The following is a 17,035-nucleotide window of genomic DNA, read 5'->3' on the forward strand; positions in this document are numbered from 1 at the left end:
TCTCGGCGCCGATTCGACGTCAGCGACCTTCGCTTCGCGATTCGGCCCGGTGTTCGGAGATGATGCGGTCGACCATCTCCGATTGCTCCTCCTTCCGCCTGTCCTCGGCGCGCCGCTCCCAGTCCTCGATGACCGTCCCGACGTCCGCCTCGCGGGCGACGGCGAGTTCGTCCACCTCCTGCATCGTCACGTCCGCCGCCGGCCCGACGGGTATCTCGTGCTCGAAGAGCACCTCGTCGGCCACGTCCGAGAGGCCGCCCGTCCGCAGGACCGCCCGCGGGTTCGTCTCCGCGAGTCGCTCGGCGGTCGACCGGCCCGCGCCGGAGGCGTCTCGGAGGTACACCACGTCGCCCGGCGAGAGGCCGTACGCCTCGTCCGCGCGGCCGATGGCGTCCTTCGTGAACTGCTCGACGACCTTCACGGGGACGAGATTCCGGTTCGTGTTCACGTCCGCGAAGTTCGAGTGGTCGAGCTTCCAGAGGCGCTTGAGACGTTCGAGTTTGCTCGATAGCTCCTCGTTCTCCTCCTCCAGCGACGCCAGTTTCCGTTCGAGGCGGCCGTTGTCGCGTTCGAGGCGCTGGACTTCGCGGCGCTCCCGGGCCTCGCGTCGCTCCTCGCGCTTGGCCTCCGAGAGCTCCTCTTTGTAGTTCTCGATGGTCTCCTCTTTCTTCTCGACGGTGGCTTCGAGGTTCTCGGCGTGTTCTTCGAGGCGCTCGACGCGGCGCTCCAACCGCCGTATCTTCTTTTCTTCCTCCGTGAGTTCCCGCTCCTCGTGCGTCGACTCCTCCGTCTCCTCCTCGCCGTCGTCGCCGGTCATCTCCCGGAGGACCGCCTCGACGGACTCCTCGCCGGCGACGACGCGGGAGATGACCTCTCCGCTCTCGATGTTCGGCGGCACCTTCCGCGAGATGCGCTGGAACTGGTCCTCGTGGGCGTCGAAGGCGAACAGGGCCGCAGCGAGGGCGTCGCGCTCGTGGTCGTTCTCGTAGCCCGCCTCGCGCGTGCGGTGCAGTTTCTCGTCGACGGGGAGGTCCTTCTCGGGCTCCCACCCGGCGGCGTCGAAGCTCCGACGGAACTTCTTGACGGTTTCGGGCATCGGCTCCACGTCGGCGGCGACGATGACCGGCCGCCCGCGTTCGATGAGCCACTCGATGACGTCGGCGGTGTCGGCCGTCCGCGTCGAATGGACGTCGAGTTTGTTGCCGTCCAGGTCGATGACTGCCGCCGCCGTCGTCGTCCCGGGGTCGATGCCGACGATGACGTGGTCGCGGCGCTTCACGAGCGGTTCGAACTCGATGCCGTCGCGCCGCTCTCTGTCTATCTCGACCCGCGTGTCGCCCGCGCGTCCGCTGGACACGGGAATGTCCGAGGGCCGCCCTTCGATGGTAAACACCGCGTTCGAGTAGCCCCCGTACTTCTCCGTCACGTCGACTTCGTACTCCAACCCGGCCTGCTTCAGTCGGTCTTCCACCTCGCGGCTCCGGCGCTTGACGGAGCCGTGGATGCGGCGGGTGTAGCGGTCCTGACTCCATCCGCCCTTCCCCGTCGAGCGCCCCCGAGAGACCTTCAGCTTCGTGGTGTTGGTGAAGGCGGACACCTCGTAGCCGACGTTGACCGCGGCGAGTCGGGCGGCGGCTTCGGCCTCTTTCATCGGCTTCTTCCCGTACGGGACGCCGTGGCGGGAGGCCACCCTAGAGAGCGGTTCCGGGCGCTCGGCGCCCGTCACCTGCACGAGTTTCGTCTCGGCCGGGAGCGAACGCAGGAAGTGGACGAGTTCGTCCTTGTCGGCGGCCAACTCGTACATGTTGTCGGTGGCGAGGATGGCCGGCCGCTCTCGCTCGATGAGTCGCCGCAGCTTCCGGTGTGAGACCACGTCTCGGTCGATGTTCTCGCCGTCGAAGGCCACGACGGCGTACGAAGGGGCGTCGCCGCGCACGTCGCCGCTCTGGATGTCCACGCCGAAGACGAGAGAGTCGAGTGCGCTCGTCCGGTCGTTCACGGAACACGGTTGGTCGTGTGTGGATATGAATCCCACGCCGGGGGGTGTCTTCGACGACACCCGACTGTCAGCCCGCATTTGATTCGTAACTAACATATTCTCGGAGGCCGACGTTCGCTCGTGAATCCAGACGTTTCGCCGCCCTCCACGTCGCCGCAGTCGCTGGCGCGGATGGCTCTCGTCGGCGGTATCGCGCTCCTCCTCATCGCGGCCCCGATAGCCGGCCTCCTCGCGTGGGAACCGGTCGAGGAGGGGAACGTCAAAGTCGTCAAGAGGTGGGGTGCGACGACGGGCGAGGTGTTCGGCCCCGGCGCGCACTTCGTCAACCCCGTCTCGCAGTCCACGGTTCCGCTGTCGGTCCGCCCGCAGTCGTACACGATGTCATCGCAGCAGGGTGAAGGAACGCAGGCGGGCCGCGACGACGCCATCACCGTCCTCACCGAGGACGGCCTCCGCACCGACATCGACGTGACCATCCGCTACCGCGTCGACGCCGGGAACGCCGTCACGTTCTACCAGCAGTACCGGACGCTCGGCGCAGCCGAAGAGCGCCTGATTCGTCCCTCCATTCGATCGGTGCTCCGGACCGAGGCCGGTAGACTCCCGGTCACGGACATCTACACCGGCGAGGGGCAGACGCGACTGAAGCAGGCCGCCGAGAAGGAACTCGGTGCGGAGTTCGCCGAGGCGGGCCTCATCCTCGAAGCCGTCCAGGTCCGCAACGTCGAACTACCGGCGCAGTACGCTCAAGCGGTCGAGCAGAAGGAGATAACCGAGCAACGCCGCCAGCAGAAGCAGGACGAACTCGAAGTCGAGAAGCTCGAAGCCGACCGGAAGCGCATCGCCGCGCAGGGGGAGGCCGACGCCAACCGCATTCTCTCCCAGTCGCTCGACCAGCGCATCCTGACGCAGAAGTACATCGACAAACTCGACCAGACCGACACGGTGTACATCCCCGTCGGCGGCGACGGCTACCCGCAGTTCGTCCGGTCGATAGAACCCGGTTCGAACGCGGGCGACGCCGCGAACGTCACGGCCGATACGTCCGGTTCGAGCGGTTCGGGCGGTTCGAGCGGTTCGACCACTCCGACGACCCCCGCGAGCGCCTGAGATGCGCTCCCGGCGCGGACTCGCCCTCGCAGTCGCCCTGTTCGCTCTCTTCGCCGCCATCGGCGCACTCGCGCGGACGCCCGCCGGACGGGTCGTGTTGCCGTTCGTGAGCCTCGCCGTCCTCGCCGCGTTCGCGTTCCTCCTGACGCGCGAGGCAGCCTACGCGCGGACGGCGGCGGGCGTTCGGACCCGACTGCTCGACTCGCCGGCCTCGGCCGGCGGCGACGACGACTGTGCGGCGTGCGGCGCGCCCGCGACGACGACGCGGCGGTACGTCCGCGAGTTCGTCGTCCTCGGCGTCCCCCTCGTCCTCCTGGACGACGGGACGAACCGCTACTGCGCGGACTGCTTAGACTAATTCCCCCTCGGCGACGAACTCGACGCGCCCGCCGACGCGGACGCTGACCTCGTCGCCGTCCTCGGCTTCGAGGTGGAGGACGGACGGTCGCCCCATCTCGTAGCCCTGTTCGACGGAGGCGGCCACTTCGTCGTCGCCGAAGTAGCGATTTCGGGCGAGATAGCCGGCGAGGTTGCCGTTCGAGCTCCCGGTCGCGGGGTCCTCGTCGACGCCGTGGCCGGGCGAGAACATCCGCGCCGCGAGGTGGTGGTCGGCCTCCCGCGGGTCCGCGCAGAACGGAAAGACGTTCTCGACGCCGACGTCGTCGTAGAGAGCGTCGTACGCTGTCCGGTCGATGTCGACCCGTTCGAGGGCGTCGCGGTCCGTCAGCGGAACTAAGATCGAGGGGAGACCGGTCGAGACGACCTGCACGGGCCACTCGCGGTCCACGTCCGCGTCGTCGAGTCCGAGGACGCGGGCGAGGCGCGCGTGGTCGAGTTCCGCGCCGAACTCGGGGGCGTTCTGGGTCATCCAGTACGCCTCGCCGTCGCCGTCGGGGCGCACCTCGACGGGGATGTCGCCGACGCCGAGTCCGAGGGTCACGTCGTCGCCGGCGTCGAAGCGTTCTCGCAGGACCGCCGCGGTGCCCAGCGTCGGGTGGCCGGCGAACGGAATCTCCTCTTTCTGCGTGAAGATGCGGACGGGCCACGCGCCGTCGACGGGGCCGCCCTCGACAAACGTCGTCTCCGAGTAGTTCATCTCCCGCGTTATCGAGAGCATCTCCTCGTCAGAGAGCGATTTCCGACTCTCCACGACGGCGAGTTGGTTGCCGGCGTAGCGCCGTTCGGCGAACACGTCCACGAGGTGGAACGGAGTCTCGGTCATACGGCGCTCTGCGTCGGCATCGGAGAAAAGGCTGCGGTGGGCGTGCCAGTCGGTGTCCCGCTACTCGCCGTCCGCGTCGGGGTACGGCACCTCGAACTTCTGACCGTCGTCGGGGACGAACGCCTCGCCGTCGAACGCCGCCTGCGCCTCGCGTTCGATGGGCGAGGCGTCGCCGGCGTACCGCGAGGAGATGTGCGTGAGGGCGAGGCGGCGCGCCCCGGCGCGGGAGGCGATTTCGGCGGCCTCGCGGCCCGTCGAGTGGCCGGTACCGCGCGCCCGGTCGGCCCTGTCGTCCGCGAACGTCGCGTCGTGGACGAGGAGGTCCGGTTCTGCGGCGACCTCGACGGTGGCGTCCACGGGCCGCGTGTCGCCCGTGTAGACGAGTCTCCGACCGGGCCGGGACTCGCCGACGACCTGTTCGGGTCGGACGACGGTGCCGTCCTCCAGTTCGACCGACTCACCTTCGTGCAGGCGACCGAACGCCGGACCGACGGGGACGCCCAACGCCTCGGCCTTCTCGCGGTCGAACCGCCCCCGCCGGTCGTCCTCGACGAGGGCGTACCCCATCGACCGGACGTTCCGGTGATTCGTCTCGAACGTGCGGACCTCGTAGTCCCCGCCCGAGAGCGCGACGTTTCCGGGTTTGACCTCGTGGATGTTGATCGGAAAGCCCGGCCGGTAGCCGCCGGATTCGACGAGGTTCCGGAGGTGGCGCTTCGACCCCGGCGGCGCGTGGACGACGAGGGGTTCCTCGCGGTCGTTGAAGTCCCACGTCTGTACCAGCCCGGGAATGCCGAGGACGTGGTCGCCGTGGAGATGCGTGACGAACAGGTGCGAGACGGTGAAGCCCGTCCCGAAGCGCATCATCTGCCGCTGGGTGCCCTCGCCGCAGTCGAACAGCAACCGCTCGCCCTCCCGGTTGACGAGGAGGGCGCTCGGGCCTCGTTCGGTCGTCGGCACCGCGCCACCGGTCCCGAGGAACGTCACGCGCATCGACATACTCCGACCCAGTGGGGGACGCGGTAAACGGGTGTCGAATCGACCGGGCGGAACACAGCCTTTTGCGCTCGGAAGGCGATTAGCGGGGTATGAGCGAGCGACGCCGAGACGCCGACGGAGACGACTTCGGGGGAGACGACTCCGACGGCGGAGGACCGTGGACCGGGTGGTGGGACGAAGAGGAGGACGAGGAGGACGGCGACTGGGCGGGCATCGCCTCCCTCCTCGTCCTCGGTCTCGGGTTGGCCTCGCTGTTCGGACTGCTCCCAATCGGCCCGTTCTGGGCCATCTTCGCTATCGGGTTCGCCGTCGTCGTCCCCATCGTGGCCGTGCTCGAATCGCGATATAGGGGCACTCCGGAGCCGACGCCGCCGGAATCGGGAGTCCGGCGCCGGGCCGAACGCGCCGCCGACGAGGACGAGTCGGTCGCCGACGCCCTCGACAGCCTCCGCGACCGGTACGCCCGCGGCGACCTCTCCGACGAGCAGTTCGAGCACAAACTCGAAGTCCTGTTGGAGACGGACACCCCCGAGAACGCTCGCGAGAGAACCGCCAGACGGCGTAGTGGACGGGAGCGAGAACGGAGCCGAGAGGAACGGGAGCGCGAATCCTCCGAGCGGGAGACGTAGGGTTTCTTACGCTCCGGCGGCTAGGCGAGTCCGATGGACGCGCCCCTGTGGACCGACACGCACGCCCCGTCGCTGTCGGACCTGCCCCAATCGGAGGTCCGCGACCGACTGGGCCGCACGGTGGACGAACCGATGAACCTCGTGCTGCAGGGGCCGCCGGGCGTCGGCAAGACGGCCGCCGTCCGGGCACTCGCCCGCGAGGCGCACGACGACCCGGACAACGACCTCGTGGAGATCAACGTCGCGGACTTCTTCTCGCGCACGAAAAAGCAGATTCGGACCGACCCGCGCTTCGAGCAGTTCCTGACCGGCCGGAGTCGGATGGCGAAGCGCGACATGATAAGCCGCGTGCTGAAGGAGTCTGCGGGCTACGCCCCCGTCTCGGGGGACTACAAGACCATCCTGCTGGACAACGCCGAGCACATCCGCGAGGACTTCCAGCAGGCGCTCCGCCGCGTGATGGAACAGCACCACCGCACGACGCAGTTCGTCATCACGACGCGGCAACCGACGAAGCTCATCCCGCCGATTCGCTCGCGCTGTTTCCCCGTCCCCGTCCGCGCTCCCTCGACGGAGGAGACGAAGGCCGTCCTCCGCGGCGTCGTCGACGCCGAGGCCGTCGAGTACGACGAGATGGCGCTGGACATGGTGGCCTCGAAGGCGAACGGCGACCTCCGCGAGGCGATTCTGTCGGCGCAGAGCGCCGCCGTCGAGGGCGACGGCGAGATAACGACGGAGGCCGCACAGACCGCGCTCTCGGAGGTCGGTCACGACGACGAGTTGAAGGACGTCCTGGAGACGGCGCGGGACGGCGACCTGAAGGACGCCCGGAAGTCGCTCACGGCGCTTCTGGACGACGAGGGCTTCGAGGGACAGGAACTGCTCCGGGACCTCCTGCGCATCGCCGACAAGTATCCCGAGGAGTTCGGCGAGGCCGACGTGGTGCGCCTGCACCGCCTCGCCGGGTCGGTCGACTTGGACCTCGCGGAGGGTCTCGACGACCGCCTCCACCTCACGCACCTGCTGTCCGCGTGGGCGACGGGACAGCACGAACTCGACGAGGAACGGGTCGTCTGATGCGCTACGCGCCCGGCGTCCGCAGGTTCGCGCTCCCGGCGTTCCTCGCGGCCGTCCCCCTCGCGTTCGTCGCGCCGCCGCTCTCCGCCCTCTCGCTTCTCGTCGGCGGGTTCGTCCTCTGGTTCTTCCGCGACCCCGACCGGAAACCGTCCGCGCCGGGCGTCGTCTCCCCCGCCGACGGCCGCGTCTCCGTCGTCCGCGAGGAGGGCGAACAGCTTCGGATTGGGGTGTTCATGAACGTGACCGACGTGCACGTCAACCGCGCGCCGTTCGACGGCCGAGTGGACAGAGTCACCCACCGCCCCGGCGCGCACCGCCCGGCGTTCTCGAAGGAGTCCGAGCGGAACGAGAGAGTGGACATCGACGTGTCGACGCCCGAGGGCCCGGCCGAACTGTCGCTCATCGCGGGCGCGTTCGCCCGTCGCATCCATCCGTACGTCGGCGAGGGCGAGACGCTCTCTCGGGGCCGTCGAATCGGCCACATCGACTTCGGCAGTCGCGCGGACGTGCTCTTGCCCCCCTGTTACGACGCCGAGGACGTGACGGTCGAGGTGGGCGACCGACTGCGGGCCGGCGAGTCGGTGGTCGCCCGGCGCGAGGGGTAGCGGGTCGGGCGGTCGCCCGCACGGACGGCCGACACCAACGCGTATCGGCTCCCGGCCTTTCCCGGCGTCGCGGAGACGGCGCTGGTCCGCCCGAGACGCGTCGCGGTCAGTTGACTCAGCCGCAGGCTTTCTTTCGCCCGGTTCCCTCGTTGTCGGTGATGGGAGTCATCGCCCATCGCGGATTCGGACATCGATATCCGGAGAACACCGCGTTCGCCGCCAAGAACGCGAGTCGGGAGGCCGACGCCATCGAGGTGGACGTCCGACGGTGCGGGTCGGGGAGTTGGTCGCCAGCCATTTCAGCCACCTGCGCTGGGTGTCCGATATGTCGGGTCGAATCGCCGACTGCTCCGTCGAGACGCTGGCGTCGGTTCGCGTCGCCGGGTCCGAGTACGGCATCCCGACGTTCGAGGAGGCGTTGGCGGCCATCCCCTCGCACATCACCGTGGAGGTCGACCTGAAGGAACCCGGCCTCGTCAACGACGTCCTCGACGCGACGGACGCGGTCGAGAACGACGCCGTGCTCACCTCCTTCTACTCGGATACGCTCTGGGAGGCCCGGTCGGCGTCCGACGAGGTGGAACTGGCGTACAACTTCGACGTCCGACTCGACAGGAACCTACACACCGCCGAACTGATCGACTGCGCTCGGGTGAACGTCCACTGGGCGCTCTGTCTGGGAACCGACATCGTCGAACGCGCCGCGGAGCAGGGGATAGACGTGTACGCGCGGCCGGTCAAATCGCGGGCGGTCGCCGCGGCCGTCGGCGCCGCGGGCGTCGACGGCGTCCTCGCGACTCGGCCGGGAACGGAGACGTGGGCCGTCCGCGGGCGCAAACTGCGGGACGCGTTCGTCTGACCCGGTCGCCGACTCACGCCCGCGAGAGCACGTGAACGTGCCGGTCCAGCGAGCCGTGGACGCGGCGCTCGAACCGGGCGTCGACGCGCCACCCGGCGTTCTCGGCCGTCTCCTCCCACGAGCGGTCCGCGACGAGGAGGGCCGACGGCGCGATGCGCGCCGCCTCCGAGAGCGCCCCCCCGACGAGGTCCGAGAGTTCGTGCCGGGCTATCTTCGACTGCCGGCCGTACGGCGCGTCGAACACGACGGCGTCGGCGCAGTCGTCGCGGAGGGGCAGGGAGGTGGCGTCGCCGCGGACCGCCTCCCAGTCGGCGTCGGGGAGGTACGCGTCGAGGTTCGTCTGCGTCCCGCGGGCCATCTTCCACTGGGCGTCGCTACCGACGACGCGCGCCCCGGCGAGTCCCGCCTCGACGAGGAGGCCGCCGGTGCCGCACATGGGGTCGACCACCGTCGCGTCCGGTAGGGCGGGGCCGGCGGCGAGGTTGACGTACGCGCGGGCGTCGAGCGGGTTCATGCTCCCCGGTTGGAAGAACGGCCGGTCGGTGGGCACGCGGGTGCCGAAGTCGCGGACGCTCTCGGCGGCCCGCCAGCCGAGCAGGCAGCTATCGGCCGAGAAGAGGGCGCACAGGACGTTGTCGGGGTCGTCCAAATCGACCTCGAACCCCCTGTCGACGAGGACGCCGCCGAGGGCCCGTTCGGCCGCCGAGGCGCTCACTCCCGAGGAGGAGCGAACGTCGCGGGCGCGGACGGCGACGCTCCCTTCTTTCTCGAAGGAGGCGGCCGACAGGAGGGCGACGGCGCCCTCCACGTCGGCGTCGGCCCGCCCGAGGAGTTCCGAGACCCGGTGGGTGTACGCGAGCGTCGGCACCCGGTCCACTCGGACGCCGCGGGCCGTCGCCAGTCCGGGGGCGACCCGTTCGACGGCCGAGGCGGCGGCGCGTTCGGCTTCGAGGAGGGCGAGCGGTTCGTCGCCGGCCTGGCCGGCGAGTTCGAGGCAGTACACGCTCGGAACTTCCCGGCCGCGAGTATCAGCGTGTCGACTCGGCGTCGGTTCGACCGTTCGGCGGGGCGGCCGCGGTCCGTCGGAGGGTATCGTATAAGTCGCCGGGCGCAGTCGTCTCCGACGATGCTCCCGGTCACCGTCCCGTCCCTCCCGGTTCCGGCGCTGGACGCGGCCCTCTGGTTCTCGGCCGTCGCCCTCTACGGCGTCGGCGACTACGTCACCACCGTCGCCGCCGTGACGCGACCCGGCGCGCGCGAACGCAACCCGCTCGTCCGCCGCCTGTTCGACGTCGCTCCCCTCCCGCCGTCCGTCTCGTTCGCGGTCCTCAAACTCGCCGCGTTCGCCTGTTTCGCCGCGGGATATCTCTTCGTCGACGCGTCGCCGCTTCGCCCCCTCGTCCCGGCGTTCGTCGCGGCCGTCGGCGCCCTCGTGACCGCACAGAACGTCCGCGTCCTGAACGGCCGCCGTTCGCCTCCCCGGTGACTGCACTAACCTTTTTCAACCTTTATTACGTCATTTAAGTCGTCGCATGACCGACCCCAAGGATACTATCAACATCGAGAACGTCGTCGCCTCGACCGGTATCGGTCAGGAACTCGATCTCCAGAGCGTGGCGATGGACCTCGAGGGTGCGGACTACGACCCCGAGCAGTTTCCCGGACTCGTCTACCGGACGCAAGAACCGAAATCTGCGGCCCTCATCTTTCGCTCAGGCAAGATCGTCTGCACCGGCGCGAAGTCGACCGACGACGTGCACGAGAGCCTCGAACTCGTGTTCGAGAAGCTTCGCGCCCTGCAGATCCCCGTCGAGGACGACCCCGAGATCACGGTGCAGAACATCGTCACGTCGGCCGACCTGGGCCGGGACCTGAACCTCAACGCCATCGCCATCGGTCTCGGATTAGAGAACATCGAGTACGAACCCGAGCAGTTCCCGGGGTTGGTCTACCGTCTGGACTCGCCGGACGTGGTCGCGCTTCTCTTCGGGTCGGGCAAACTCGTCATCACGGGGGGCAAACAGCCCTCGGACGCCGAGAAGGCGGTCGACGAAATCGTCTCTCGGCTCAGCGACCTCGGTCTGTACGACGGCTGAGACGCTCTTCGCTTTCGGACCGGACGGATGCGCCCCTCACCCGCACCCGTCCCGTGCTCTCGCCCGACCGCGCGACCGTAGCGAACGGGGGCCGTTCGGACGCCACTATAAGTCGCCGGCGTCCGTGACTTCCGGTATGTCGATACGCGTGACTCCGTTGCAGTCCGGCACCGCCGGCGGCAGCGCCGTCGCCGTCGCGGGTACGTTCGTCTCGTTGGCCCTGTTTCTCTCCTTGACCGCACACATCGCGGCGAGAAACGTCCTCGGGGACGTGCCGGTGAAGTACGCCCTCGTCGTCGGTCCCGTCCCGGCCGCCGTCGCCGTCGTCGTCACCACGTTCGGGCTGAACCCCCTCCTCGGCATCCTCCTCGCCGTCGTTCTCGACGGCGTCGCCGTGCAGTACCTCTACGGGCAGTCGAGGGGACTGACGGCGTACATCACCTTCATCCACGTCGTCGTCTCGATCCTCCTCGGGACGGTGCTGTACGGCGTGCTGGCGCTGTGGGCGTCGGCGCCCGGCTAACCGACCTCGACGGACCACTTTCTTGCTTCGCCGATTCGAACGCCCGGCGTGAACTTTCCGCCCGCCGTTCGCACCGTCGTCGGCGTCGTCTGGAACTGGAGCGAGCGCCGCCCGCGCGCTTTCGTCCGGTTGTTCGTCGCCGTCGCCGCGCTACCCGTCACGATACTCCTCATCGGCCTCGCCTTCAGCGTCTTTCCCGGGCTGTTCGGCCCGGTCGGCGGCTTCGTCACCACTTTCATCTCCATTCTCCTCCCCGGTTTCGTCGCTCTCGCCCTCGCCGTCGTGGTCGACAGGCGGACCGTCGCGGACCTCGGACTCGGCGTCGACCGCGACTGGTGGGTGGACCTCGGGTTCGGCCTCCTCCTCGGCGCGGCGCTCATGACCGGCGTGTTCGTCCTCGCGGTCGCGCTCGGGTGGTTCCGAATCGAGGGGACGTTCACCGGCGGCCCTCGCGGCTTCCTCGCCGGATTCGTCCTCCTGACGCTCCAGTTCCTCGCGGTCGGCGTGAGCGAGGAGGTGCTCTCGCGGGGTTACCTCCTCACGAACGTCGCGGAGGGGCTGGCGGGTTACACCTCCAGAACCGTCGCCGCCGGCGTCGCCGTCCTCGTCTCCTCGGCCGTGTTCGGCGCGGCCCACTTCACGAACCCGAACGCGACGCTCGTGAGCACCCTCGGAATCTCGCTCGCCGGTATCTTCCTCGCCGCGGGCTACGTCCTGACCGACGAACTCGCCATCCCCGTCGGCCTCCACGTCACGTGGAACCTGTTTCAGGGCGGCGTGTACGGCTTCCCGGTCAGCGGACTCGGCGTCGATGCGAACGTCGTCAACACGACCGAGACCGGACCGGACCTGTTCACCGGCGGCGCGTTCGGCCCCGAGGCCGGGTTGCTCGGGATGGGCGCCGTCATCGTCGGAACGGTCGCCGTCGTCGCCTACGTCCGGTGGCGCTACGGCGAGGCGCGACTCGCTCCCGGCGTGTTCGTCCCCGACCTGCGCTGGCGGAACTGAGCCCGTTACTCCACCAGACGCTCTATTTCGGTGACGAGGATGCCGGAGGCGCCGACCGCCTTCAGGTCGTTCACCGCCTCGAAGACGTGACGCTCGTCGACGACGGCGTGGACCGCGACGCCGTCGTCGCCGGCCACGTCCATCACCGTCGGACCGCCGAGACCGGGGAGCACCTCGCGGATGTCGTCGAGTCGGTCCCGGGGGGCGTTCATCATCACGTAGCGTTTGTCCTCGGCGGCGAGGACGGACCGGAAGGCCGTCACCAACTGCTCGACCTTCGGGTCGTCGACGGCGTCGGGGTGGGCGAACAGGCGCACCGAGGAGGAGAGTACCTCGTCGACGACGGCTAAGCGGTTCATACGCAGGGTCGTCCCCGTGGAGGTGATGTCGATGATGGCGTCGGCCATCTCGACGTGCGGGGTGAGTTCGGTCGCGCCGGTGACCTCGACCACGTCGGCGTCGACGCCTTTCTCGGCGAAGTACTCGCGGGCGATGGTGGGGAACTCCGTCGCCACCGTCTTCCCCGCCACGTCCTCGACCGAGGTGATGTCGCCGTCCTCGGGCGCGGCGAGGACCAACCGACAGGACCCGAACTCCAGGTCGACGAGTTCATCGAGGTCGTGGCCCGACTCGCGCATCTGGTCGAGGCCGGTGACGCCGACTTCGGCGGCCCCGTCGCGGACGTACTCGGGGATGTCGGCCGCGCGGGCGAACAGCACCGTCACCTCGGGGTCGACGGTGTCGGCGTACAGTTTCCGGTCCGCTCCGTTCTTCACGTGGAGGCCGGCGCGCTCTAAGAGTTCGACGGTCGGGTCGTGGAGACGCCCCTTGTTGGGCACGGCGATACGCATACGTCCCCGTCTCGGCGGTAGAACCTACGCCTTTCGCTCCCGTCGGCCGGGCGAGGGGAGGGCCGAAAAGGGGTCGCGTCAGTCGGGGTGTGCTTTCGGTCTCAGTCGGCGTCGACGGGCGCCTCGCCCGTCCCGGCGGCGTCGGCGTTACGTTCCATCGCCGCCACCGCGTCGGCGTCGAGACGCGAGAGTAGCGCCGCCGTCGCCGCCGGCCGGTCGAGCACCAGCGTCACGCGGTTCCGGATGTCGCGTCTCTTCTCCACGACGCCCTCGGCTTCGAGGTGGCCGACGTGCCACTCCAACGTGCTCCGGGCGACGTCGAGGTCCTCGGCGAGGGCCGCCGGGCGCGCCTCCTCGTCCTCGAGGAGAGCTTCGAGCACCTCGCGCGCGGTCCCGCGGTGATAGAGCGCGACGGTCGCGCGTTCCCACTCGGTGAGGCCGGGCGAGTAGTAGTGCGTTCGGCCGTAGAACTCCTCGCGGACGACCGCCTCCGCTTCGACCAAGCGGCGGACGTGGTGTTGGACCTGACCGGGTGCGAGGTCCAGCGAACGGACGAGTCCGTTGAAGTGGACGCCCGGGTGCGAGTCGACGTACGTGCGGATTTGGGTTCGTGTCTCGGTCATCTGTCGCTCCATCGGCGCGTCGGGGGACGCGCCGACGTGTTAGTCGTACACTCGGCCCGCGCCGAGGGTAAGATGGGTTCACGATTCTCGGAGTTCGGGAATCGGGCCGCTCAGCGCTCTACGGCCGCTTTCTCGTCGGAATCGACTCGCGCGACCTCGCCGCACGCATCACTCGGCTCACGGGTCGGGAGGACGGAACCCGATGGAGTGATACGCCCGCCGTCGGTACGCCCGTCCATGAACGCGCTCTGTATCGCGGGCGGGCGGGTGCTCCGACCCGACTGCTCCGTCGAGGACGCCGACGTGGTCGTCGACCGGGACGCCGGCCGCGTCCAGGACGTGGGCGAGGGAATCGCCGCCGAGTACGACGGCCAGACGCTGGACGCCGAGGGCGGCGTGGTGATGCCGGGCCTCGTCAACGCCCACACGCACGCGGCGATGACGCTCCTCCGGGGGTACGCCGACGACAAACCGCTCGGGTCGTGGCTCCGAGAGGACATCTGGCCCGCGGAGGCCGCCCTCGAAGCCGAGGACGTGCGCGCCGGCACCGAACTCGGCATCGTGGAGATGATTCGCTCGGGGACGACGGCCTTCGCGGACATGTACTTTGAGGTGCCCGAAGTCGCCGCCGCTGTCGAGGAGTCGGGGATGCGGGCCCGCCTCGGCCACGGCGTCGTCACCGTCGCGAAGGACGACGAGGACGCCGCCGCCGACATCGAGGAGAGCCTCCGCGTCGCCCGAGAGTTCGACGGCGCCGCAGGCGGGAGAATCGAGACGGCGTTCATGCCCCACTCGCTGACGACGGTGGGCGAGGAGTTCCTCCGCGAGTCGGTGGCGACGGCCCGCGAGGAGGGGATTCCGCTACATTTCCACGCGAACGAGACGGCCGACGAGGTATCCCCCATCGTCGACGAGCACGGGACGCGTCCCCTGTCGTACGCCGACGACCTCGGGATGCTCACTGAGGAGGACTTCCTCGCGCACGGCGTCCACGTCGACGCCAAGGAGATAGAACTGCTCGCCGCGCGGGGCACGAGCGTGATTCACTGCCCCGCCTCGAACACGAAACTCGCCTCCGGCATCGCGCCCGTCCAAGAGATGCTGGACGCGGGCGTGAACGTCGGCATCGGCACCGACGGCGCCGCCTCGAACAACGACCTCGACGTGTTCGACGAACTGCGCGACGCGGCGATGATAGGGAAACTCGGGGCGGACGACGCCGCGGCCGTCCCCGCCGCCGCCGCCGTCACCGCCGCGACGGCCGGCAGCGCCGACGCCGTCGGTCTGCCCGGCGGCCGAATCGAGAAGGGCGAAGCGGCGGACCTGATAGTGGTCGACTTCGACGCCCCGCACCTCGCGCCCGCCCACGACGCGGTGAGCCACCTCGCCTACGCCGTCCGCGGGTCCGACGTGCGCCACACCGTCTGCGACGGGCAGGTGCTGATGGAGGACAGAGAGGTGCAGACGCTGGACGAGGAGCGAGTCGTGGAGACGGCGCGGGAGCGAGCGGCGTCGCTGGTCAAGCGAGCGGAGTGACCTGATTCAGTTCTTGTAGTCCTTCTGCGGCACGTCGACGACGTCTCTGCCCGCCTCCTGCCACGCGGTGAAGCCGCCGCCGAGGTGGGCGACGTCGCTATAGCCCATCTCTCCGAGTCGCTTGGCGGCCAGGGCCGACCGACCGCCCTCGTTGCAGTAGCAGATGTATCGCTTATCGGGGTCGAAGTAGTCCTTGTAGTACTCCGTCTCCGGGTCCGCCCAGAATTCGAGCATCCCGCGGGGCGCGTGCTTCACGCCGGGGATGGAGCCTTCGAGCCAAACCTCTCGGATGTCGCGGATGTCGAGGACGACGACGTCCTCTCGACCGAGTTCCGCCGCCAACCGCTCGACGTCGACGGTCTCTATCTCGTCCTCGGCCGCCTCGGCCATGCCCCAGGCCGTCCGCGTCAGTTCGGTCATGTTCGTCTTCCGTTCCGGCCGCGGTGACAAATACCGTTCGCCGGCTATCGATGACGGTCGGTCTCGTCGCCCGTCTTCGACTCACGTTCGGCGGCCGTCGACCGCCGACGCGCCCAACCCGCCTTCGGTAGGGTTTTGCCGCACCTGCTCAAACCCTCGCCCATGAGTGACTATGCCCCCGTAAGCGAGCATCTCGACGACGTGGAGAGCGCCCGCGAAGAGGGACGACGCAAGATGGACTGGGCGCTCCAGCACATGCCCATCCTGACGGAACTCCGCGAGCAGTTCGAGGCCGACCAACCCCTCGACGGCGAGGTCATCGGCATGGCGATGCACGTCGAGGCGAAGACGGCGAACCTCGTCGAACTCCTCGCTCTCGGCGGCGCCGAGGTGGCCATCACCGGCTGTAATCCGCTGTCGACGCACGACGACGTGAGCGCCGCCCTCGACGCCAACGACGCCATCACCTCCTACGCCGTCCGCGGCGTCGGCGACGAGGACTACTACGCGGCCATCGAGTCGGTCATCGACCACGAACCTACCATCACCGTCGACGACGGGATGGACATGGTGTTCGCCATCCACGAGGAGCACCCCGAACTCATCGACACCATCGTCGGCGGGTGCGAGGAGACGACGACGGGCGTCCACCGCCTCCGCGCGATGGACGAGGACGGCGCGTTGGACTACCCCGTCTTCGCCGTCAACGACACGCCGATGAAGCGCCTGTTCGACAACGTCCACGGCACCGGCGAGTCCTCTCTCGCGAACATCGCCATGACGACGAACGTCTCCTTCGCCTCGAAGAACGTCGTCGTCGCCGGCTACGGCTACTGCGGGAAGGGCGTCGCCAAGAAGGCCTCGGGGCAGAACGCCAACGTGGTCGTCACCGAAGTCGAACCCCGCCGCGCCCTCGAAGCGCACATGGAGGGCTACGAGGTGCTCCCGATGAAGGAGGCCGCGAAGAAGGGCGACATCTTCGTGACGACGACCGGAAACCGCGACATCGTGACGGAGGAGGACTTCGAGGTGATGAAGGACGGCGCCATCCTCTCGAACGCGGGCCACTTCGACATCGAAATCGACCTCGACGCCCTCTCTGACCTCGCCGTCGAGGAGTACGACGCCCGTGACGGCGTCCGCGCCTACGAGATGGACGACGGCCGCCGCATCAACGTCCTCGCGGAGGGCCGCCTCGTCAACCTCGCCTCGCCCATCGCGCTGGGTCACCCCATCGAAGTGATGGACCAGTCGTTCGGCGTGCAGGCCGTCTGCGTCCGCGAACTCGTGGAGAACGGCGACGACTACGACGCGGGCGTCCACGACGTGCCGGATGGACTGGACAAGGAAGTCGCGGAGATAAAACTCGCCGCCGAGGGCGTCGAGATAGACGCGCTCTCGGACGAACAGCGCGAGTACATGGGGAGTTGGAGCCACGGGACGTGAGGGTGAGGTAACCGACGCGGCGTCGGTTCGCC

19 protein-coding genes and 1 pseudogene are annotated in these 17,035 nt (G+C 69.0%); 13 read left to right on the forward strand and 7 right to left on the reverse strand.

The window, feature by feature from the left end; all coding sequences use genetic code 11:
* Nucleotides 1-19: 19 nt before the first annotated feature.
* Nucleotides 20-1,999: a DUF460 domain-containing protein gene (locus tag C474_RS10680; RefSeq protein ID WP_049916910.1), complete on the reverse strand. Its 1,980-nt coding sequence runs from the start codon at nt 1,997-1,999 to the stop codon at nt 20-22.
* A 171-nt stretch (nt 2,000-2,170) separates the two neighbouring features.
* On the opposite strand from C474_RS10680, the gene C474_RS10685 reads away from it, so the two are divergent.
* Together C474_RS10685 and C474_RS10690 are read left to right on the forward strand one after the other, a co-directional pair.
* Nucleotides 2,171-3,109, forward strand: a complete 939-nt coding sequence (locus C474_RS10685; protein WP_008386661.1) for a prohibitin family protein — start codon at nt 2,171-2,173, stop codon at nt 3,107-3,109.
* Nucleotide 3,110: 1 nt separating this feature from the next.
* Entirely contained in the window at nt 3,111-3,467 is a 357-nt protein-coding gene (locus C474_RS10690) for a hypothetical protein (RefSeq protein WP_008386662.1), read from the forward strand.
* Here the strand turns inward: C474_RS10690 and C474_RS10695 are convergent.
* The gene (locus C474_RS10695) at nt 3,459-4,331 is read right to left on the reverse strand and encodes a PhzF family phenazine biosynthesis protein (RefSeq protein WP_008386663.1); all 873 of its coding nucleotides are present in this window, start codon (nt 4,329-4,331) and stop codon (nt 3,459-3,461) included. The two genes, C474_RS10690 and C474_RS10695, sit on opposite strands and share 9 nt — an antisense overlap.
* Before the next feature lie 60 nt (nt 4,332-4,391).
* On the reverse strand, nt 4,392-5,324 hold the full coding sequence (gene rnz / locus C474_RS10700) for a ribonuclease Z (protein ID WP_193363651.1): 933 nt from the start codon (nt 5,322-5,324) through the stop codon (nt 4,392-4,394).
* 95 nt (nt 5,325-5,419) lie between these two features.
* On the opposite strand from rnz, the gene C474_RS21450 reads away from it, so the two are divergent.
* The 5 genes and pseudogenes from C474_RS21450 (at nt 5,420) to C474_RS23100 (ending at nt 8,500) form a co-directional block, all read left to right on the forward strand.
* Nucleotides 5,420-5,959 carry an SHOCT domain-containing protein gene (locus C474_RS21450; RefSeq protein ID WP_008386665.1) on the forward strand — a complete coding sequence of 180 codons (540 nt, stop codon included), beginning with the start codon at nt 5,420-5,422 and terminating at the stop codon, nt 5,957-5,959.
* 33 nt (nt 5,960-5,992) lie between these two features.
* Nucleotides 5,993-7,036 carry an AAA family ATPase gene (locus tag C474_RS10710; RefSeq protein WP_008386666.1) on the forward strand — a complete coding sequence of 348 codons (1,044 nt, stop codon included), beginning with the start codon at nt 5,993-5,995 and terminating at the stop codon, nt 7,034-7,036.
* Nucleotides 7,036-7,641: a protein sorting system archaetidylserine decarboxylase gene (locus C474_RS10715; RefSeq protein ID WP_008386667.1), complete on the forward strand. Its 606-nt coding sequence runs from the start codon at nt 7,036-7,038 to the stop codon at nt 7,639-7,641. The genes C474_RS10710 and C474_RS10715 overlap by 1 nt, the downstream gene beginning before the upstream one ends.
* Before the next feature lie 158 nt (nt 7,642-7,799).
* Nucleotides 7,800-7,865, forward strand: a pseudogene (locus C474_RS23560) (hypothetical protein); the annotation flags it as partial.
* 101 nt (nt 7,866-7,966) lie between these two features.
* Nucleotides 7,967-8,500 (forward strand): glycerophosphodiester phosphodiesterase, encoded by a 534-nt coding sequence (locus C474_RS23100; protein WP_008386669.1) that lies wholly within the window; start codon nt 7,967-7,969, stop codon nt 8,498-8,500.
* Between the two features lie 13 nt (nt 8,501-8,513).
* Here the strand turns inward: C474_RS23100 and C474_RS10730 are convergent, their stop codons facing one another.
* Nucleotides 8,514-9,503 (reverse strand): methyltransferase domain-containing protein, encoded by a 990-nt coding sequence (locus C474_RS10730; RefSeq protein WP_008386670.1) that lies wholly within the window; start codon nt 9,501-9,503, stop codon nt 8,514-8,516.
* Between the two features lie 123 nt (nt 9,504-9,626).
* Here C474_RS10730 and C474_RS10735 point away from each other — a divergent pair, with 123 nt between their 5' ends.
* From C474_RS10735 to C474_RS10750, 4 genes are all read left to right on the forward strand, one after another.
* On the forward strand, nt 9,627-9,986 hold the full coding sequence (locus tag C474_RS10735) for a hypothetical protein (protein ID WP_008386671.1): 360 nt from the start codon (nt 9,627-9,629) through the stop codon (nt 9,984-9,986).
* A gap of 46 nt (nt 9,987-10,032) precedes the next feature.
* Nucleotides 10,033-10,596, forward strand: coding sequence for a TATA-box-binding protein (locus tag C474_RS10740; RefSeq protein ID WP_008386672.1), 564 nt, complete (start codon nt 10,033-10,035; stop codon nt 10,594-10,596).
* A gap of 136 nt (nt 10,597-10,732) precedes the next feature.
* On the forward strand, nt 10,733-11,119 hold the full coding sequence (locus C474_RS10745; protein ID WP_008386673.1) for a DUF7473 family protein: 387 nt from the start codon (nt 10,733-10,735) through the stop codon (nt 11,117-11,119).
* A 48-nt stretch (nt 11,120-11,167) separates the two neighbouring features.
* Complete coding sequence (locus C474_RS10750; protein ID WP_008386675.1) at nt 11,168-12,127, forward strand: CPBP family intramembrane glutamic endopeptidase; 960 nt, start codon at nt 11,168-11,170, stop codon at nt 12,125-12,127.
* Between the two features lie 5 nt (nt 12,128-12,132).
* On the opposite strand, the gene hisG is transcribed toward C474_RS10750, so the two are convergent.
* Together hisG and C474_RS10760 are read right to left on the reverse strand one after the other, a co-directional pair.
* A complete protein-coding gene (gene hisG, locus C474_RS10755; RefSeq protein WP_008386676.1) occupies nt 12,133-12,978 on the reverse strand; it encodes an ATP phosphoribosyltransferase in 846 nt (281 codons plus the stop codon).
* A gap of 101 nt (nt 12,979-13,079) precedes the next feature.
* Nucleotides 13,080-13,601, reverse strand: a complete 522-nt coding sequence (locus tag C474_RS10760; protein ID WP_049916921.1) for a winged helix-turn-helix transcriptional regulator — start codon at nt 13,599-13,601, stop codon at nt 13,080-13,082.
* A gap of 237 nt (nt 13,602-13,838) precedes the next feature.
* Here C474_RS10760 and C474_RS10765 point away from each other — a divergent pair, with 237 nt between their 5' ends.
* Complete coding sequence (locus tag C474_RS10765) at nt 13,839-15,137, forward strand: amidohydrolase (RefSeq protein ID WP_008386679.1); 1,299 nt, start codon at nt 13,839-13,841, stop codon at nt 15,135-15,137.
* Between the two features lie 6 nt (nt 15,138-15,143).
* Here the strand turns inward: C474_RS10765 and C474_RS10770 are convergent, their stop codons facing one another.
* Complete coding sequence (locus C474_RS10770; RefSeq protein WP_008386681.1) at nt 15,144-15,557, reverse strand: rhodanese-like domain-containing protein; 414 nt, start codon at nt 15,555-15,557, stop codon at nt 15,144-15,146.
* A gap of 162 nt (nt 15,558-15,719) precedes the next feature.
* Between C474_RS10770 and C474_RS10775 the strand changes: the two genes are divergently transcribed.
* Nucleotides 15,720-17,003 carry an adenosylhomocysteinase gene (locus C474_RS10775; RefSeq protein ID WP_049916912.1) on the forward strand — a complete coding sequence of 428 codons (1,284 nt, stop codon included), beginning with the start codon at nt 15,720-15,722 and terminating at the stop codon, nt 17,001-17,003.
* The last annotated feature ends 32 nt before the right edge of the window (nt 17,004-17,035 follow it).

This window comes from Halogeometricum pallidum JCM 14848 (assembly GCF_000337095.1).
Lineage (GTDB): Archaea > Halobacteriota > Halobacteria > Halobacteriales > Haloferacaceae > Halogeometricum > Halogeometricum pallidum.